Source organism: Sphingobacterium sp. UBA2610 (assembly GCF_002339225.1).
Lineage (GTDB): Bacteria > Bacteroidota > Bacteroidia > Sphingobacteriales > Sphingobacteriaceae > Sphingobacterium > Sphingobacterium multivorum.
On the sequence record NZ_DDKA01000007.1, the window covers coordinates 122897 to 141244 of the forward strand.

The following is an 18348-nucleotide window of genomic DNA, read 5'->3' on the forward strand; positions in this document are numbered from 1 at the left end:
GGTTGTATCAAAAGCATTTTTTTAAACATAATTAATTGATGCATTAATTAGGCCAAATAATTCTCTACAATATTTAATAGACCTTTATGAGATTATCGTGCCCCACAAGCAAATTCCATCTATACACACACCTATATTATCTGATTGTACAGCATTATAGGATGAAACATATCTTTTACTTCACCGTTAATTTGACGCTTGCTTTCTTCAATCCTTTTCCTTCTACTTCTGCTATAATTTCCCCAACAGAGTCTCTGCTTTCAACAAGAAAAACCAATTGACCATTAAAGCACTTCATGAAAGGCTTCTGAAATGATTCCAAACTTGTTGGATCTCCATTCGCCACAGCCTTAAAAGCCCCCTGCCCTTTTACCTTGAATTTTAATTCTCGGTCTTCGCCTGTCACTATATTCCCCTGTTTATCAACCAGCGTAGCTGTGATAAAAGCAATATCTTTTCCATTTGCTTTCAATTGTTTCCGATCAACGTCTAAACGTACAGTATATAACTTACCTGCCGTCTTTACACTATCTCTTGCAGCTATATTTCCTAAAGAATCATAGGCAACTACCGTAACCGTACCCGGTTCGTATTTAGTATCCATCCACATCAAACGATAGCGCTTTTGACGCATAAAATCATTTTGTGCCTTTTTATCGTTAGAATTTACCAAGGTAACATCAAAATCTTTCTTTTTTACTCCTTGACTTTTTCCATTGATAAAAATTTCCGCTGCAGGGTAATCTGTATAGACAAAAATTGGCGTTTTCTGTCCTTCGCGTCCCTTCCAGTTCCAATGAGGAAGAATATGAAGTGTATGCAATTCCTGGTTCCAATGGCTACGATAAAGATAATATCGATCTTTAGGGATACCGGCAAGATCTACAATACCGAACAAAGAACTATGACTTGGCCAATCTGTATAGTAGGGTGTCGGTTCGCCCAAATAATCGAACCCTGTCCAGACAAATTCACCTATTGCGTAAGGTAGATCGTCATGCTGAATAAAGTTATCTTCAGGCAAATCCGACCAGGAACAATGCTCTACATCATAACTCGAAGCCTGATGGTCGTCATATTTTGCCATCGATTTTCGTTCAACGGGAAATTTATAAACACCTCTAGAACTCAAAGTAGACGCAGTTTCAGTACCAAGAATTAACTGCTGTTGTAACTTTTTATAGGCTTCGGGGTATTTAAATGGACGATAATTAAAGCCTGCAACATCCATCGTTGAGGCAAAGCTACTATTTATAACCGCATCAGGGTTGTCCATCCCCTGGGTAACTGGGCGAGATGGATCCTCACGATGGCAAATATCTTGCAGATATCTCGCGACCTTAGATCCGTCAGGACTTCCTTGTTCGGGTACTTCATTTCCAATACACCACATCACAACGCTTGGATTATTGCGGTAATGCCGTATCAGATTTACAAGATCTTTTTCGGCCCAATCGTTAAAATATTGATTGTACCCATTCTTCATTTTGGGAATTTTCCATTCATCAAAACTTTCCGCCATTAGCATAATACCCATTTCGTCACAGGCTTGCACCAGCTCCGGAGCCGGCATATTATGGGAAGTGCGAATGGCATTAACGCCCATATCTTTCATTATTCGTAACTGCCGCCTAATAGCGGCATCATTCACAGCTGCTCCCAAAGGCCCCAAATCATGATGCAAACACACTCCTTTAAATACGGTCAGCTTTCCATTCAAATAAAACCCTTTATTGGGTACCATAGCAATGCTTCTGATTCCAAATACGGTTTGATATTTATCGATTAATTTGCCGTTCTGATAGAGCTTGCTGACAGCTTTATATAAATTGGGGGATTGCAATTCCCACAATTGTGGTTTCTCAACGAACAATTCCTGTTGCATCTGCTGGATCTGGTAGTTGCCTATCTGATCATTCTTCTTCGCCACGATGCGTCCATGGCTATCGATAAGAATAGTTTCTAAGGAAAGAGAATCTTTCGACAGATCTATACCGGCTAAATCAGTCCGAACCTGAATTCGCGCGAAATCCTTTGTGATCTCAGGCGTCGTAATATAGGTGCCCCAATGTGCAATACTTGTTTTTTCAGTGATCTCCAATCGAACATTTCGATATAATCCTGCGCCAGGGTACCAGCGGGATGACTCAGACTTATTTTCTAATCTTACCGCGACCAAATTTTGACCCGGACTCACATACTCGGAAACGTCAAAATAAAAACTATTATAGCCATAAGGCCAATTGCCGACCTTTTTCCCATTCACAAAAACGACAGCATTGCTCATAGCACCATCAAACTGTAAAACCGTGCGCTTATTTTGAACGTTTTGTGGCAATTCAAATTCTTTACGATACCAGCCAACGCCTACAAACGGAAGTCCACCAGTCCGACCTGCATGTTCCAATGCTTCCTTTTGTCCATCTTGAGCAATAGCCATATGCTGCTTATCATTGTTGGCACTAAATGGGCCATAAATTGCCCAATCATGCGGAACACGAACAGTCTGCCATTCGCTTGTAATCAATCCGATATCAGCGAAGTTTGGCTGATCATGTTTTGTAAATTTCCATCCATCCTCGAGCATGGTTACTATTCGTTCCTGAGCAAATAAAGTATTTGGTCCAATAGATATTATTGCACATAGTATAAATTTCAGTCCTCGGGTTGAAAAAATGGATAAATAAGATTTAGATTCTTTTTGCATCTATAGCATTTTAAGGTTGAGTTTGTTCATAAAAACAAATTGAAGATCCGAAAATACAACTTATGTATAACATAATAAAATTATTCAGATCTTTTGTGATTGGAATTAAAGCTGAAATCATAATGTGCTATTCAAATGCTCCTTTTTCATTGAAATAGAGTCCCAGCTGTTCTATTTGCGGGTTTAGGCGAGATTGTAAAATGTTGATTCTTAATCTCTGGGCACTAACTGTCGGAAAAGTCAATAAACGTTTGTTACCGATAGTAGTTCCTTTCGACACTTCTCTCCAGACTCCATCTTGCCAGATCTCCAAATTAAATCGCTCGACACGTTGCCCTAAAGCGATGGTTTCCTGTAAGGAAAGAACGTTGAACGCGGTTGCTTTAGGTAGGGTATATTCAAAAGTTGCTATGCTGTTTTTTTCATCTTTCGTCGTCCAAAATGGCATTTTTTTCCATTTTTTTAAAACGAGGCCTGCAGTATGGAGTTTAGCTTTGCTTAAAAGATTTTTCGAAAACAATGCTGTGCGCCAGTCATTCCACTTTTTTAAATTTGCAGCATCTACCGAATGAATCAAACCTGCAGTTGTTGGTGGAATATTAAGCAACAAGACACCATTTTTCCCTACCGAATTAAAATAAATATCCATCAACTTACCCGGGCTTTTGACTTTGTTATCCTCTTCCTCGTGATAGAACCATCCCGGGCGTATAGAAACATCAGTTTCCGCTGGGTACCATACCAGCCCTTTTGCCTCTTTGATCCTTTCTCTGCTCCCAAGATCTTTATTACGCATATCTCCGGCCGGTTTAATATTCATCTGCTGTTGCGATCCTGCAGCTATCTGATTTTGTGCTAGATTACTAGCCGGTACAACTGACCATTCTGTGTCCCGTCCATACCCCGTTTCTGTACCGACCCATCTTACATCGGGTCCCATAACTGCGATAACGGCCTCAGGTTGTTTTTCACGTATAACCTGATAATAACGATTCCAATCGTATTCCTGCTTTTTACCGTTAGGTCCCTCTCCGTTAGCACCATCAAACCAAACTTCATCAATCTGACCATATCGGGTCAGTAATTCGCTCAATTGGGCAACAAAAAAATCATTATAAGCTTCTGACCCATAAGAAGCTTCATGTCGATCCCAAGGGGAAAGATATACCCCCAACTTCATATCGTATTTTTTACAGGCCGCAGCAAGTTCGCCAAAAATATCTCCTTTTCCCTTTTTGTAAGGAGAATTTTTAACCGAATAGTCTGTTGTATTCGTTTGCCAGAGGCAGAAGCCATCGTGATGCTTCGCCGTAAGAATCAAAAGTTTGATTCCACCTTCCTTTGCTGTCCTAACCCATTGTTCTGCATCTAATTGCGTCGGATTAAATAATTTTGGATCGTCTTTCCCTTCACCCCATTCCTTATTTGTGAAGGTATTGATCCCAAAATGGAGAAATCCGGTCACTTCCAGCTTTTGCCAATCAAGCTGTCTTTGGGTCGGTATCACGTTGGCAGCTTTGGTTACAATAGCAGATTCTGATTCTCCGGGTTGTAATGCAATCATATTTTGAGCCGAAGCATGAAAAACCGCTGCCAATAACAGTAATGTAATTGTATTAATTTTCTTCATTTGATATTTATCTGACAAAAATAAGATAGCCGGAATAATCTCCGAACTATCTTATCTTCAAAGTTTTCGTAAAGGTTCCGACCAATTATTGATTGGCTCCCTGATTGGCAACTAAAGGCCAATTCGGATTTTGATAAATAATTGAACCAGCTGGGCTACCATCTGTTGAAGTTATGCTCAAATGACTTATGGCTATAGGAGACAAATAGTGGGCACTGGTCCAGCTATAGCCTTTTAGAACAAGATTGTTAGCCGAAAGATTAATCCGATAGGGTCTTAAATATTGACTTTCCTGTGGTGAGGACACATTTGCGGTTTTTCCTGCTGTGCCGGGTACGATTAAAGTCGATACACCTTTATCTTTGTACCAGTCTTGCATAGGCCCCCACAGTCTCATCCCTTCAATAATGTATGGATTGCTTGCCAATTGATCCAACGCCCGCCAACGCCTAAGATCATTAAATCTAAATCCCTCAGCAACTAGTTCTAAACGGCGCTCCCTTCTAATATTATAAAGAAGTTTGTCGGATAGTAACTGCCCAGCAGAATATGCTGCAAAATCACCTTGAGCTTCCTTTTGCATGTCTGTCGCATTTACGGTTGCCATAAAATCTGTATTTACACCTGCTCTTTCTCTGATTTTTGTCCAGTAACTATTCGCTTTTGCATCGATCATTCCCTTTGCAAGATAACTTGCTTCAATATAGTTTAAATAAGCCTCAACAGCACGAAATATAATTGAGCCTGTGGTACCAGTCTGTCCCTCAGCTTGGGCAAAAAGATAACTCATTCCTTTTTTCACGGCATAACCTGTCACGTACCTTGTTTCGGCTAGTCCGATAATATCTGGTCTCGGCTCTGTCTGTACAGCACCTGTCGAAGAAATCTGGTTGGTATAACTCAATTCACCAGGTGCTTTCATAAAGAGCTGTAAGCGATTATCCCGATTTTTTTTGACGAGGCTGATGGAATCGTCGCCTGCATAACCGGAGTTCGAAACATAAATAGGCAGTCCGTTTTTCATCGTAAAATTTTCCACAAGGCCTCTTGAATATCCAGAATTTCCGCCATTACGGTTCATGTAGTGATTTACAGCATGCGTAATTCCTAAAGGCATTGAATAACTCCGCCATAAAAGTACTTCGCTGTAACCATTTAGATTCTCGTCGCCAAACATTTTGAAATAGGGGTTCGAAGATGAATTATAACCATCATCCTTTGTATTTCCGACAAGTTCGACTGCATCGGCTACCTGAGCAGCTGCAGTCATCGACTGTTCTAAGAAATAATTGATCTCATTATCGATATTGATCGAAAAATTTGGGTGCGATTTTGCGCCCGGCCAGCCAGTTCCGCCAGGGACGAAAGCAGTTCCTTTGTGGTATTTTAGCCAAGAGCCTTCAAATAACCCTACACGAGATTTAAAAAGTAAAGCGGCCTTTTTTGAAATACGGTTTTTTCCGTCAGGGGCTACATCGTTCAACAACGTAATTGCCGAATCCAAATCAGAAAGAATAAATCTAACCACCATATTTCTAGGTTGTCGAATGGAAGTAGCCGTCAGCTCCTCCATATTATCTTTGAGTGTATTTTTAACAATCGGAAAATCACCCAGCGCCTGTACTTTATTAAAATATTCATACGCTCTCAAAAAATACGCTTCACCCACATAATGAGTTATATTTGCTGAATTTCCTGTTAACTTACCGCTCTTCCATTTTGGAAGTACCTGTTCGAGAAAATAGTTCAACTGTCTAATCTGAGCAAAATCCCATTCGCCGCCCGAACTCGGCACACGCCATTCTCCCGGAACCCAACGAGTCGAATAACTTGAAGTCACCTGGTTATCGGTACCGTTATCGTTGGCAAATGTGCCAAGCCCCCAGCCAGAATGTGATGGAAAGGCATAACGTCCAACCGTATATGCGGCTAAATCAGCTTCGGTATTTAAATATTCCTGCGGCGTTACATTGGATAAGGGTTCCCTGTCCAGATACTTGTTACAGGAATGCAAAGTGAACAGCACGGTCATCGATAACAACCAAGAAATTGTAGAAAAATAATATGTCGTTTTCATATATATCTAATTAAAAATTCAAGTTAAGGCCAAAAGAATAAGTCGTCGAAAATGGATATGTTTTTCCATCGTTCCATCCTCCTAGTCCAACGGTTTCCGGATCAAAAACCTTAGCCATTTTGGTAAAAGTCAACAAATTCTCACCTGATGCATAAATACGAATTTTGGTAAATCCTATCTTGGCCAATAGCTGTGGAGAAAACGTATATCCAAATTGAGCATTCTTTAAACGTAAATAAGCGGCGCTCTGCAAATATTTAGTTTGTGTTTGCTGATTTTTTGAGGTGTTAAAATAAGGTCTTGGTAAATAGGAATCTTTATTAACACCTAAAACACCGTTCTGTACCATCGTGGAATTCTCATCGCGGTAGAAGTTCATATTCTCAACAAATCCAGCAGACTGCCACATCCCGCCATTCGCCCCCCAAAAATATGGGCCATTGGGCATATAATCGCGTTTTCCAACACCTTGCAAGAAAATCCCTAAATCGAATCCACTATAATTGAAATTTAAATCAAAACTATAACGATAGCGTGGGGCCGAATTTCCTATAATTGCCAGATCCCCTGGGTTCGCCAACGTATTGGCTCCATTATTAACCTGACCGTCCCCGTTGAGATCAGCATACATAATATCCCCAGCTTGCCAGTTTGTCCCGAAAGACTGTTTGGCATTAGCGAGGTGTGCAGCCATTTCTTCTGCGCTCTGTGCTATTCCTAAAGTTTGATATCCCCAGATCTCCCCATTCTTGCGGCCATCGTACCAGGTACTCAACGTACCTGTAGGATTAGGATATTTGGTGACTGTCTGACGGTCGTCGGAAAGGACAGCTCGCGCGCTATAATTCAATTTACCGATATGATCTTTCCAATTTAACTCAATTTCAAAGCCTCTGGAGTTCATCTCGGCATTGTTTAATCGCGGCACAGCTGTACCCAAAATAGCGGGAAGTTCTGGTGCTGGTCCTATCATATCGAATGTATTCCGACGATAGACTTCAAGAGATAAACCTAAACGATTGGAAAGTGCCCGCAGATCCAACCCCACATTCCAGCTTGATACACGCTCCCAGGTCAAAGTTGAGGCAATAAGCCCAGGTGCACTGGCTGTATTTGTTTTTTGTCCATTCAAAAGCCAGGTACCATTAGCTATACTTACTGGCATTGTTGCATAAAAAGGATACCAATTGTCCGTATATTGGTTTCCCAACTCGCCATAGGAACCACGTAACTTAAACATGGAAACATGCTCCTTAATAGGCCAAAATGACTCATTTGCTACATTCCATCCAGCGGAAACTGAGGGGAAGAGATTCCAGCGCAAATCTCTTGGAAAACGTGAAGAGCCGTCGTATCGTCCGTTAGCCTCAAAAAGATACCTATCTTTGTAGCTATAGTTTAATCGTCCAAAAAAACCAGCGGTAGCCCAATGTTGATAGCCCCCAGAAGCCCTTGGATTGGTGGTGGCAGTATTCAATGTCGGTATATTATCTGTGATCAGATCGCTCATGCTTCCATTGAGATCTCTATACTTATTGAGCTCTGAATTGAAACCAGCCAAAATTTTGAAATGATGATCATCGTTGAGGTCAAAGGAATAATCTGAAAAGAAATTTGTACTGAAATATTCGTCTTTGCGATTGTATTCAGACACATTGGTATACCCCGCAGCATTGTATCCTACTGCAAGGAGAAACGGGTTTCCTTTTGCATCATTTGAATAAGCTTTCAAAATTTCGGCATGGTCATTTTGAGTCGTAATGCGGTAATTGACATTTCCTGTTATATTCCAGTTTTTGATTGGCTGATAATGTAATTGTAGCTGCTGATAAAGAAAATCTTTCTGAAATTTTGAACGTCCTCCTTGCTGCAGCTGCAATATTTCACTTGGTTCGGAATAATTTCCATTTGGGTCGTACAAAGGTATCGTAGGCCATCTTCTCGCTATATTATGATAATATAAATCATTCATATGGCTTGCTTTTTCGTAGTCTTCACGTACAAAACGCGTATTGTACATGAGGTCCACCTTATCGCTAATCTTTGCATTGATTTTCGTAGCTATCGAATATCGTTGAAAATTATCATTGGCAAATCTGTTCAAACCATTTTGATCCATGTAATTTGCAGAACTATAAAAATTTAGCTTTTCAGTACCGCCATTCAAACTGAGCGTATGTTCATGGGAAGTTGTAAAGTCCCTATAAAACTCTTTAAACCAGTTTGTATTCCCATTAGATCCCGTATAGTATTGAAATCTGTCACTAGCATTTGGGGTAGTTGTCGTTTCTATTTCTCCTTTCTGATAAGCGTCAATCCGTTCCAATACCTCCTGCGAAAATTTTGCACCCTCACCATCGTTTGCTGCGACTTCATTAAAATAGTAAGCAAATGTTTTGGAATCTAACATCGTGGGTAGCCCTCTTGGCTTGCCCAGTCTTATATTATTGTTATAATTTGCTGTTATCTTCCCCGATTTTCCAGATTTTGTTGTAATGAGGATAACTCCAAAAGGTGCCCTGGAGCCGTAAATAGCAGAAGCTGCTGCATCTTTAAGCACGGTGATATTTTCAATATCCTGAGGATTCAGCGCATTCATATTACCTTCCATCCCATCAATTAAAACCAAAACTGATGAACTCGACCCTACGCCTATCGTCCCCGCACCACGGATATTGACGCTTAGATTTTGATTTAGCTCGCCGCCCAATCCAGTTGTCTGTAAATTCAACCCAGGAATCATGCCCTGCAGCGCCTGTCCAACATTCTGCACAGGTCTTGACTCTAACTCTTTACCATCAAGGGAAGAAACCGCACCAGTCAAATTTGCCTTCTTTTGAGTTCCGTACCCCACTACGACAACTTCTTCCAAGGCTCTATCCTGACTGGCCATTGTCAACAGCATTGGGTTGCGACTAGCGTTTTCACTTAAAGAAGCATACCCCACATAGGAAAAATCCAAAATAGATTTTTCATTTGCTACTTTTAAAGTAAATGTTCCGTCTTCTGCTGTCAATACAGTATTTGAGGTACCTCTTTCTGTCACAGTCACACCCGCAATTGGTTTTCCCGATGCATTCAAAACTGTACCTTTAATCTCTATCTTTTCTAATTTTTGATTTGGGATATTTTTGAAACTATTCCTTTCCTGTGGTTTAACAATAATAGTTTTACCTTCAATCACAAAATCTAGATCCTGCTCCGTGAGCGCTTTTTTCAACACTAACCTCAAATCCAATTTGGAACCAGAATAAGAGATTAATTTTTTGTTTTGCAAAATATCCGAATCATAAATAATCTGATATCCCGTTTGTTTACGTATCTCTTTTAGGACCTCTGATAAGGTTGCATTTTTTAGATTGAGGTTTAATTCTTGTGCCTTGGCTAAGGGAAGGCTTTGGAGAGCTATTAAACCAAGGATAGTACCTATTCTTGACGATCGCTTTAGAAAAGTTAAAGCAGATTGGTCCCGAACAAACCAAAATTTGTTTTTTCTCAGGTGAAATTTTTTATTCATATTTTTAGGCTTTATTGTAAAAGGGGCATTATTCCCATTCTTACAATAAAGAGTCTCCCAAACGCGATTACCCTAAAAAATTTTTTTAAAAAATTAATTCATGACCTTTTAACGTGATGTTCAAATTGCCTGATCTTTTTATGAGATCCAAAATCTCAGAAAACGAGCGATCTCTTTTAAGAAAAAGTGTAAAATTTCGATTGGGAACTTTATTGGGATCAAAATGAATCGGATAAATATTAGCGAGATCTGAGAGAATATAGCGCAAGCTTTTATTTTCATAATACAAATTACCATCTTTCCACGATGTATAATCTTCGGTTATAGCAGTTGTTTTATCAATAGATCCTTGATCATCCAGCATGGCTCTCTCTCCAGGAACAAGAAACTCATTTTTTCCTGATTTCATACTTCTCAAAGCTATACTTCCTTCTGTTAATACAGTCTGCTCGATCTTTTCACGAGACAAAACATTAAACTTAGTACCTAATACAGCTATCCGCTGTTTCCCTGTCAGAACAGTAAATTCCTGTTTAATACCAGCCTGTTGTCTCTTTGCAACCTCAAAAAAGGCTTCCCCTTTTAAACTTAAAATCCGATTTTTTAAAAAATCACCTTTGTAGCTTAGCTCGGAATTGGAATTAAGAAATACTATAGTTCCATCTTTTAACAAAACCTTATACAATCCACCAACCCCAACGCGCAGAACAACATCATCAAATTCGGAGGTTGATGATTCTGTCGGTTCAATAATCAACATATCTTTCTTTTTACTGACTTTGAAAGGTTTGTTTTTATTATTCTCCCATTCAACAAGGGAAATGGGCCTTGACCCTGAAATTGTGATATCTCCAGCTGTAATATCCGCATAAATATGCTCAGATTTTTGGGGGGAGATATTAATGGAACGAGAATAAAAAAAGTATAAGCTAGCAGAACAAATAGATAAAACAAAAAATAGGATAGCCCCATTCAACAAACGCTTTTTACGTTTCTTTCTACTAATCGTTGTTAGAATACGATCAAAAGTCTGTTTTTTTATATCTTCGCTATCGTTAAGGGGCATATGCTTATAATACGGATGAATTTGAAAGATTTTAATTTGTTAATATGACAAAATAACGAAAAGGTGAATATAATTATAAGGCTTTTCGTAATTTATTCAAGACTTTTGATATATGATATTCTACAGATTTGATACTAAGGTTCATTTTTTTGGCGATTTGTTTGTAGGATAAATCATCTTCGCGACTCATGATAAATATTGCTCTTGTTTTGGTAGGAAGTCTCGCTAATAATCCATCAAGCTGATCAGAGAGTTCTTTATATGAAAGCTCATCATGCTCAACAGCTATGTCTAACAACAGGTGTTCCTCTAATTCATTTAACCTACGTAATTTCCCCAGCAGTTTAAAACATCTGTTTTTTGTACAAATGAATAAATAATCTTTTAACGATGATTGGATGTTTAATCTTTTATGACGGGCCCACAACTCAGTAAAGACATCATGTAAAACATCTTGTGCTAGTGATTCTTCCTTCATCAATCGTAAAGCAAAGGTATAGAGGCCATCCCAGTAAAAATTATATACTAAGGAAAATGCTTGCATATCTCCGTCTTTTAGACAGCGCAAAATTTTGTGCTCTATTTGACTTTCCACTTGATTCGATTCCATATCGGTAATTAAATTGTTCTTCAATGGTTAGCAGATGTTTAAGACTAATTGGTTAGATTATGAAAAATGCCAACAATATTATGTATTACATAAGTACAATATTAATATTTTTTTATAAATGTATAAAACGATATATAAAATTTTTAAATAAAAAATTAGTCCAAATTTTGCTTTGGACTCGAAATCATAGTATCACGTTGGTATAGTTATATGTTTATTTCATTGAAAGATCTAAAACTGGATAAGAAGCAGCAAAGTTGGGGATCAATCGACACACTAGAGTAGCTGTACTCCCCAGCAGCGATATATTTTGTCTCTACATTATAAAATAAAGCCCATAATATCGTAGGAACACAAACTTGGTTGACTGTAAGAATATCAATTGTTTAAACAAAAAAAATCCACATTAATTCTTAAATTAGAGGATAAACCTATTTCAGCATATTTTAACATCCTCGTGTCTGCCTTGTTATGCTCATTTCCGGAAATGAAAGCCGCACAAGCGTACTTCGCTAAGGATAAAAAAAAACTGCCTCAACAGTTGAGCAGTTTTTTTATAGGGTATTAATCCAACTTTTGATTATTGTGCGAGAAATCATCTACTTGCTTTTCGCCGATGACTACATCACCGCGGATGGATCTTAAGTAGCCTTCAAAAGCGATATTCAATCCTTCAATAATCACTTTATCATGTGCATCAATGTCGCCCAGTATTTTCTTGTCGTCATAGCTATCGCCAACGATTGCCAAAACGCAGTTCGAGCTTTGTTTTGGAAAAAGTCCAACACCTATTATTTCCTCGCCAAATTTCACAAACCAAGTTTCTTCGTGATGGTCGTCCGTCGTGTTTGGTATATGTATGGCCTGGCCGAGGTCCTCACATTTAATCATATCAAAATTCATTGTGCTCTGTTTATGTTACATAGCTAAGACAGCACTAAAAGGAATATTGTTTTTAGAAACTTCGTCACGATTTCGCCTTTTCCGGTGCAAACGCAGGGACTATAAATCGAAGTTCTTCTGAGCTCCGGAAGATGCTTGCTAAATTTCGGCTACCTTGGTAAATAACCCCGGATAATTGACCACTAAACCCAAATGATCTACTTCAAGGTCGGCCTCAAAATCTTTCGGAACATTCTTGTATTGAAAGGTTAACATGTTCGTTTTCGAATAGTTCTGATGAACTGGTTTTATGCCGTCGTTTAGAATATCAAAATAGAGCACTTTGATATCCGTACTCTCACCGACTTCGAGATTCAAACTATTGATCGGAAGTGTATTGGTAAATGGTGTGAGGGAGATATCAATATAATCAATACCCTGAAAATCGATTATAATCGATCCATTTATTTCCCAGTCATTTTTAACTTTATTTCCTTTTATTCTTTTATTAACGCCATTCACTTCATATTCTAAATCAAGACCTTGAACATTCCAATGCTCGTCAATCTTCAAATGATATTTGAGGGTATAGATTTTATCTTCATAATACCCAATAATGTTGGAATCGACCATAAAAAAGCCTCCCTGTTGTGTCAGTTTAAAATATTCGAGGGAATTGTAGATAATGCCCTTCCAAATTAATATTTTCATCTTTAAAATTTATTTATCGCTCATTTTTGCAGAGACTTTAATCAAAATTGTGGCGCATTAAGGCATTTTAAAAAAACTTTTTATTTGGCAAAGTATCAAAGAGCTTTTCAGCAATAACAACATAGCCATTTTCTTTGAAAGATCGCACCAGAATTTCATGAGCCGCGGATCTGGCGTAACTATAATGAGCCGAGTTTTTTATTGCAATTTTTTTTTAAGATTTTATTCAATTCAATTATGTTTTCTTTATATCTTGGATATTTTCGAATATTTCGAACACTATGATTTTGATTGTTTACTGTACCCACTTCATCAAGCTCAAAAAAGACCTCGTCAATTAAAAGTCCGTTTAAAATACATTTAGAAATATATTCCGCACTTTGCTCAAACTGTGGTACTGTCTTTAAATGGTTATATATAATCTGCTTCGCATGGTCTCTTTGCTCTCTTTCAATTGCTGTCATTGGTAACATAAGCAGAAATAATTGTTCAAACTGTTGAAGTGATAACAGTTCATCCCAAGTTAGAAACCAAGCTTCAAAATGCCCACCTAACTTCCCAAAGTAAATGTCGTTAAGAAAAAATCTAATTTCATGATCTTGAAATTCAATTAAGAAGGTCGTATCTCCATCTAATTTTCCTTCGATAAATTTTGAAACTTCTCCAAAGTCATCTAGCGAAAAAAATCGTTCTTCCCATTCCGCTAATTTTTCTTTGTCAATGCCGATAACTTCTAATGCTTCGTCAATGTTGATCTCGTTTATTTCGTCGTATCCATTGAACCATTTAATATAGCTATACCAAAAGAATGTATTGTCTTTTATGTTGTATTGTCTTTTATGTTGTTTTGTGTAATTTGTCTATTCATATTTAGATACTGTTATTCAAATTCGATACGGCAAGCCAATTTATTTAAGGTACGATTCTAAATGCTATGCTTTTGGTAAGGGAGCATTTGCCGCAATTAATTTTTCATGTTTTAATTCTTCCCAAAAATCGGCGGAAATTTTAGTCTTGAAAGATTCCGCATTTTGAATGGCCTGCTTTACGGTATGTGCTCCGGGTATCACTCCTGAAACCTCGTCTGGTGCTGCAGCGAATTGCAATGCAGCTGTCCGCAGGTCTACAGCATGATCGTCAGCCACCCTTTGTAAAGCATTCAACTTTTCTTTAACCCCAGCAGGAAACGTTCCATCATATAGGTAGCGGTCCCTGCCTGACAGAAATCCAGCACACAGTGGTGCGCCTACAACAATCGACAACCCTCTCTCAGCGATCTTTGGGAAAACCTTATTCAAATCGTCATCATGTTTAATCAACGAATATTGGCAGGCTGAAAGAAAAATATCGGGATCTGCCACGTCTAATGTTTGCAAAATTGGTTCGATGGTATTGACACCTAGCCCCCATCCTTTTATTATACCTTCTTCTCTCATTTTAGTCAGCTCGGGCATCGCTCCTTTCGCCGCTTGCTCAAAGTAACTTCCATAGCTGTCTTTCATATCACCATTGTCGGGTGAAAGATCATGAATATATACGATATCTATAGATGATAAGCCCATGCGCTGTAAGCTATCCTCTACGCTTTTTCTCACACCGGCAGCACTGTAATCGTATTGATAACGAAAATTCATTTTACCCTTCCATAACAACTGTTCCATGGTAAAGTCCTCTTTAGGTTCTAAGAGTCGTCCTACTTTAGTGGAAAGGGTAAAGCTGTCGCGTGGCTGATCTTTTAAAAACAAGCCCATTCTGCGTTCGCTGATGCCCAATCCGTACCATGGGGAAGTATCAAATAATCGTATCCCAGCATTCCAAGCTGCTTCTACTGCTTGGAGACATTCTAGATCTGCGTTTTGCTGAAAGCCATTCCCTAATGCCACGCCACCAAACCCGGCTTTATTATTGGAGCGAAAACGTCTGTGTTTGCTTAAATTATCAGGTTTTACCATACTATGTTCTTTAATTGTTCTTACCAAAATATTAGGTGCCGCTGCGCTAAAGATTAAGCCCGATCCTGCAAGGCCTGTTTGCACTATAAATTTTCTTCTTTTCATACGCGGCACCTTATCTAAATTCCCTTGACTGTGATATTTATTTGCAATGGCCAAATTCAATATGCATATAGCAATCAGGATTCTGCTAAAAAAACCATTCTCAGGCCTGCTTTGTTTTAGAAGATCATCACTATAGCAGATCATCGCTATCGCATGAAGGACGATGGCATACTATTAGTGACCACACCAAGAAATAGATTGGTAGATCCAGCACAATTAAAAAAATTAGAAATAGTTGATCCCCGGCAATACGTTTTAGACCTTTTCCAATAATTGTACTCCCGAATTGACAAAACAGAAATCAAAATTAAGAATTTTTAAAAACGATCTTCTCCCCACTCGTGTCCATCTCTAAAAAGAATTATGGCAAAATCGAATCAAAATCAGCAACAAATGCCAAACGAGCATTTACATGAGTTATTTGTAGACGAATTAAAAGATATTTTAGGCGCGGAGAAACAGCTCTTAAAAGGTTTAAAGAAAATGAGCAAAGCCGCAGAAGACGAACAATTAAAACAAGCATTTGAGGAGCACCACAGCCAAACTGAAGGACAAATCGAGCGGCTTAAAGAAGTATTTGGAGCGTTGGGCATTGCTGCCCGCGGGAAAAAATGTAAAGCTATGGAAGGTCTGCTGGAGGAAGCTGATGAAATCATTGAAAATTTTGAAGGCGATCCAGCACTAGATGCGGCACTCATTTCTGCAGCCCAAAAAGTTGAACATTATGAAATCGCCAGCTATGGTTGCCTTGTCACATTTGCAAAATTAATGAACCATACTGAAGCCGAGCAATTGCTTCAACAAACACTAGATGAGGAAAAGCAAACCGATACATTACTCACAGAAATAGCCGTCTCGTCAGTAAACGAGTCTGCGTCATAAGTTAATAAATGCCCGGTAATCCGGGCATTTATTATACCTGTGCAATCGTCCATTGAGTTATCTTTAACAAAACACATCCTATCCCTAGCCACAATCACTTTATTTTCTTCAAAGCTTAGTTATTCCTTTCATCAGCCTAATTGAAAAACAGGACAAACACGTTTTCACCGTAGTTGTACCATAAACATCAATTGTTAAAACGATTGTTACCTTGCTTCTCTTCCTATAAGGAGACAAGCACATTATACAGTTAAGAAATTAGCATGATGATAAATCCCGTCACTCCTTGGACAGCAACGGTCCAGGCTGATATAGCAGATTCTACGTCTATTTTTGAAATAGACCTAAAAACATACAGACTCAAAATTCATAATCCAGGCGATTCGATTTGGCTCGTGGTTATCTGGCCAACGGGCGCTAGCATAGCCTTTAGACTGGCCTTTGGGATGAATAGCAGGTTTGAAAAGGTGACGATCTCCGAAGCTCCCGATGAGATCCTTATCACTGCTTCTACTAGGTTAGCCTATTATCGAATCATTGTCTTCTTTCCCGAAAGTCTGCGCGCCACCTTTCGTTATACCACGACCTTGCGAACGAAATTACCGCTTCTTATCCCGTTTTGGCCCCGCGATATTGTTCCCTTGACTAAAGATGGAAATACTGAAAATACAGTGGGAAAAATACATGCCAAACAGGTAGGGTCCCGGTCAGGTCAGCTCTATTTTAGTATGACAAAGCCAAAAGCCGGTTGTGTTTTTTATTTTCAGAATCTCACAGCCATGTCTCCCTATTGTCAGGAAACACTATTTCCTTACCGCGGAGCATAAATCTTCGGAACCCATGGTTCTGTTTTATGTTTCCAAAGACTGGTTCGACATCGTGACATCGCTGTTTTCTTTTGGCTATACCGACATCGCTGTTAAGCAATCCGTATGCTCTATCTTTATAAGCCTCAAGCTGTTCATTTATCTGGATGATTCTATTGCCCTGTGATTTGTGGCAAGCACCGTTCAATGGGCAGTTTGTGCAGTTTTTTGCCTGATATCTTTTTATTTTTTGCTCGAAACCTGTGGAGGTCTTTTGTGTAAATAGACCTATGCAGTTCATTTCCTGTCCCATTGGACAGATATAGCAATCTTTTGCAGGGTTATAATGTAGTTTATCAACGGAGAATGGCTTCTTGCCCGAATAACTCTTTTTCTGCTCCTTGTCAAACATACCATATTTCACATAGGCCCCAATGTTTTTCCCTTCTAGTAACGCATAGTTCTCCTGGCTGCCATAGCCAGCATCTGCGGTAATGGTTTTCAGTATTTCCCCAAAGCTCGCCTCATGTTGTGCCAGATGACCGGGTAGCGTTGTGGTATCTGTGGGGGTGGGATGTATGGTGTAATTGACGATGTATTGATTGGAAGTAGATATCTGAATGTTATAACCTGGTTTGAGCTGGCCATTTTTCATATGATCCTCTTTCATGCGCATAAAAGTAGCATCGGGATCTGTCTTGCTATAACTATTTCTATCTCCAAGCGTTACTTCCTGCTCTTCATATTGAACAATCTTGGCCGGGTAGTTTTTAGTCGCATAGCGCAACTTTGCCCTCATCTTCTTGCTTACCGAAGGTTTATCGGACAAGACCCGGTTCAGGTTATCGACCGTAGCCTGAACTTTTTCGCGGTCAATTGTTGTCAGATCGGGAGGTTCCGGAAGGTTGTCCTCTGCTTTGGCGATACTTTGGGCGTATTCCCAAATATCTTTTAAGGCAGCTTTCATCTTCTCCTTATTGGTCTGGATAGCTTTTTTCCAGACAAAGGTGTATTTGTTAGCATTGGCTTCAATCTTGGTGCCATCGGTGTAAACATCTTCTATACTCAGCAGACCTTCTTCGGATAGGAGTTTGACAACTTCTTCAAATACACTACGAAGTGCTTCTTTCAAACGAACGCCTCGAAATCTGTTGATGGTATTGTGGTCGGGATAGCTCATGCCGCTCAGCCACATGAAATTGATGTTCTCCCGGCACGCCGTTTCCAATTTGCGACTGCTGTAGACATTGCTTACGTAGCCAAACACCAAAACTTTCAACAACATCTGCGGATGATAACTGGAGCAGCCTTTTATCTTATAAGCGTCCAATAGGGACTGGATGTTGATCCGGTTGATTACATCGTTAACGATCCGTACCGGATGACCTTTGGACACCAGATCG

13 protein-coding genes are annotated in these 18348 nt (G+C 39.2%); 2 read left to right on the forward strand and 11 right to left on the reverse strand.

Features of this window, described 5'->3' with window-relative positions; all coding sequences use genetic code 11:
- Positions 1–175 precede the first annotated feature (175 nt).
- The 10 genes from B4Z47_RS05205 to B4Z47_RS05250 form a co-directional block, all read right to left on the reverse strand.
- Complete coding sequence (locus B4Z47_RS05205; protein WP_083295985.1) at positions 176–2707, reverse strand: glycoside hydrolase family 2 TIM barrel-domain containing protein; 2532 nt, start codon at positions 2705–2707, stop codon at positions 176–178.
- 127 nt (positions 2708–2834) lie between these two features.
- A complete protein-coding gene (locus B4Z47_RS05210) occupies positions 2835–4337 on the reverse strand; it encodes an alpha-L-fucosidase (RefSeq protein ID WP_070566783.1) in 1503 nt (500 codons plus the stop codon).
- 85 nt (positions 4338–4422) lie between these two features.
- Complete coding sequence (locus B4Z47_RS05215) at positions 4423–6414, reverse strand: RagB/SusD family nutrient uptake outer membrane protein (RefSeq protein ID WP_083295986.1); 1992 nt, start codon at positions 6412–6414, stop codon at positions 4423–4425.
- Between the two features lie 10 nt (positions 6415–6424).
- Positions 6425–9931, reverse strand: a complete 3507-nt coding sequence (locus B4Z47_RS05220; protein WP_070566785.1) for a TonB-dependent receptor — start codon at positions 9929–9931, stop codon at positions 6425–6427.
- An 85-nt stretch (positions 9932–10016) separates the two neighbouring features.
- A complete protein-coding gene (locus B4Z47_RS05225; protein ID WP_159333208.1) occupies positions 10017–10691 on the reverse strand; it encodes a FecR family protein in 675 nt (224 codons plus the stop codon).
- A gap of 379 nt (positions 10692–11070) precedes the next feature.
- Positions 11071–11607: an RNA polymerase sigma-70 factor gene (locus B4Z47_RS05230; protein WP_070566790.1), complete on the reverse strand. Its 537-nt coding sequence runs from the start codon at positions 11605–11607 to the stop codon at positions 11071–11073.
- A gap of 564 nt (positions 11608–12171) precedes the next feature.
- Positions 12172–12510, reverse strand: coding sequence for a hypothetical protein (locus tag B4Z47_RS05235; protein WP_070566791.1), 339 nt, complete (start codon positions 12508–12510; stop codon positions 12172–12174).
- Positions 12511–12648: 138 nt separating this feature from the next.
- Complete coding sequence (locus tag B4Z47_RS05240; RefSeq protein ID WP_070566793.1) at positions 12649–13200, reverse strand: putative glycolipid-binding domain-containing protein; 552 nt, start codon at positions 13198–13200, stop codon at positions 12649–12651.
- A 179-nt stretch (positions 13201–13379) separates the two neighbouring features.
- The gene (locus B4Z47_RS05245; protein WP_083295987.1) at positions 13380–14024 is read right to left on the reverse strand and encodes an Imm19 family immunity protein; all 645 of its coding nucleotides are present in this window, start codon (positions 14022–14024) and stop codon (positions 13380–13382) included.
- Between the two features lie 108 nt (positions 14025–14132).
- Positions 14133–15257: an aldo/keto reductase gene (locus B4Z47_RS05250; RefSeq protein WP_115050194.1), complete on the reverse strand. Its 1125-nt coding sequence runs from the start codon at positions 15255–15257 to the stop codon at positions 14133–14135.
- A gap of 363 nt (positions 15258–15620) precedes the next feature.
- On the opposite strand from B4Z47_RS05250, the gene B4Z47_RS05255 reads away from it, so the two are divergent.
- Both B4Z47_RS05255 and B4Z47_RS05260 read left to right on the forward strand, forming a co-directional pair.
- Positions 15621–16139: a ferritin-like domain-containing protein gene (locus B4Z47_RS05255; protein ID WP_112375903.1), complete on the forward strand. Its 519-nt coding sequence runs from the start codon at positions 15621–15623 to the stop codon at positions 16137–16139.
- A gap of 263 nt (positions 16140–16402) precedes the next feature.
- The gene (locus tag B4Z47_RS05260; protein WP_147282070.1) at positions 16403–16966 is read left to right on the forward strand and encodes a hypothetical protein; all 564 of its coding nucleotides are present in this window, start codon (positions 16403–16405) and stop codon (positions 16964–16966) included.
- On the opposite strand, the gene B4Z47_RS05265 is transcribed toward B4Z47_RS05260, so the two are convergent.
- The coding region (locus tag B4Z47_RS05265; protein ID WP_286726943.1) for an IS1182 family transposase at positions 16911–18348 on the reverse strand (1438 nt) is incomplete at its 5' end. The genes B4Z47_RS05260 and B4Z47_RS05265 overlap by 56 nt on opposite strands.

What these genes read in the sequence shown, in the direction of transcription:
- B4Z47_RS05225 (WP_159333208.1), bottom strand. Translation starts at nt 10,691, where the DNA reads ATGTTGATTATTGAACCGACAGAATCATCAACCTCCGAATTTGATGAT.
- B4Z47_RS05250 (WP_115050194.1), bottom strand. Translation starts at nt 15,257, where the DNA reads ATGAAAAGAAGAAAATTTATAGTGCAAACAGGCCTTGCAGGATCGGGC.
- B4Z47_RS05230 (WP_070566790.1), bottom strand. Translation starts at nt 11,607, where the DNA reads ATGGAATCGAATCAAGTGGAAAGTCAAATAGAGCACAAAATTTTGCGC.
- B4Z47_RS05240 (WP_070566793.1), bottom strand. Translation starts at nt 13,200, where the DNA reads ATGAAAATATTAATTTGGAAGGGCATTATCTACAATTCCCTCGAATAT.
- B4Z47_RS05260 (WP_147282070.1), top strand. Translation starts at nt 16,403, where the DNA reads ATGATGATAAATCCCGTCACTCCTTGGACAGCAACGGTCCAGGCTGAT.
- B4Z47_RS05235 (WP_070566791.1), bottom strand. Translation starts at nt 12,510, where the DNA reads ATGAATTTTGATATGATTAAATGTGAGGACCTCGGCCAGGCCATACAT.
- B4Z47_RS05255 (WP_112375903.1), top strand. Translation starts at nt 15,621, where the DNA reads ATGGCAAAATCGAATCAAAATCAGCAACAAATGCCAAACGAGCATTTA.
- B4Z47_RS05205 (WP_083295985.1), bottom strand. Translation starts at nt 2,707, where the DNA reads ATGCAAAAAGAATCTAAATCTTATTTATCCATTTTTTCAACCCGAGGA.
- B4Z47_RS05215 (WP_083295986.1), bottom strand. Translation starts at nt 6,414, where the DNA reads ATGAAAACGACATATTATTTTTCTACAATTTCTTGGTTGTTATCGATG.
- B4Z47_RS05220 (WP_070566785.1), bottom strand. Translation starts at nt 9,931, where the DNA reads ATGAATAAAAAATTTCACCTGAGAAAAAACAAATTTTGGTTTGTTCGG.
- B4Z47_RS05210 (WP_070566783.1), bottom strand. Translation starts at nt 4,337, where the DNA reads ATGAAGAAAATTAATACAATTACATTACTGTTATTGGCAGCGGTTTTT.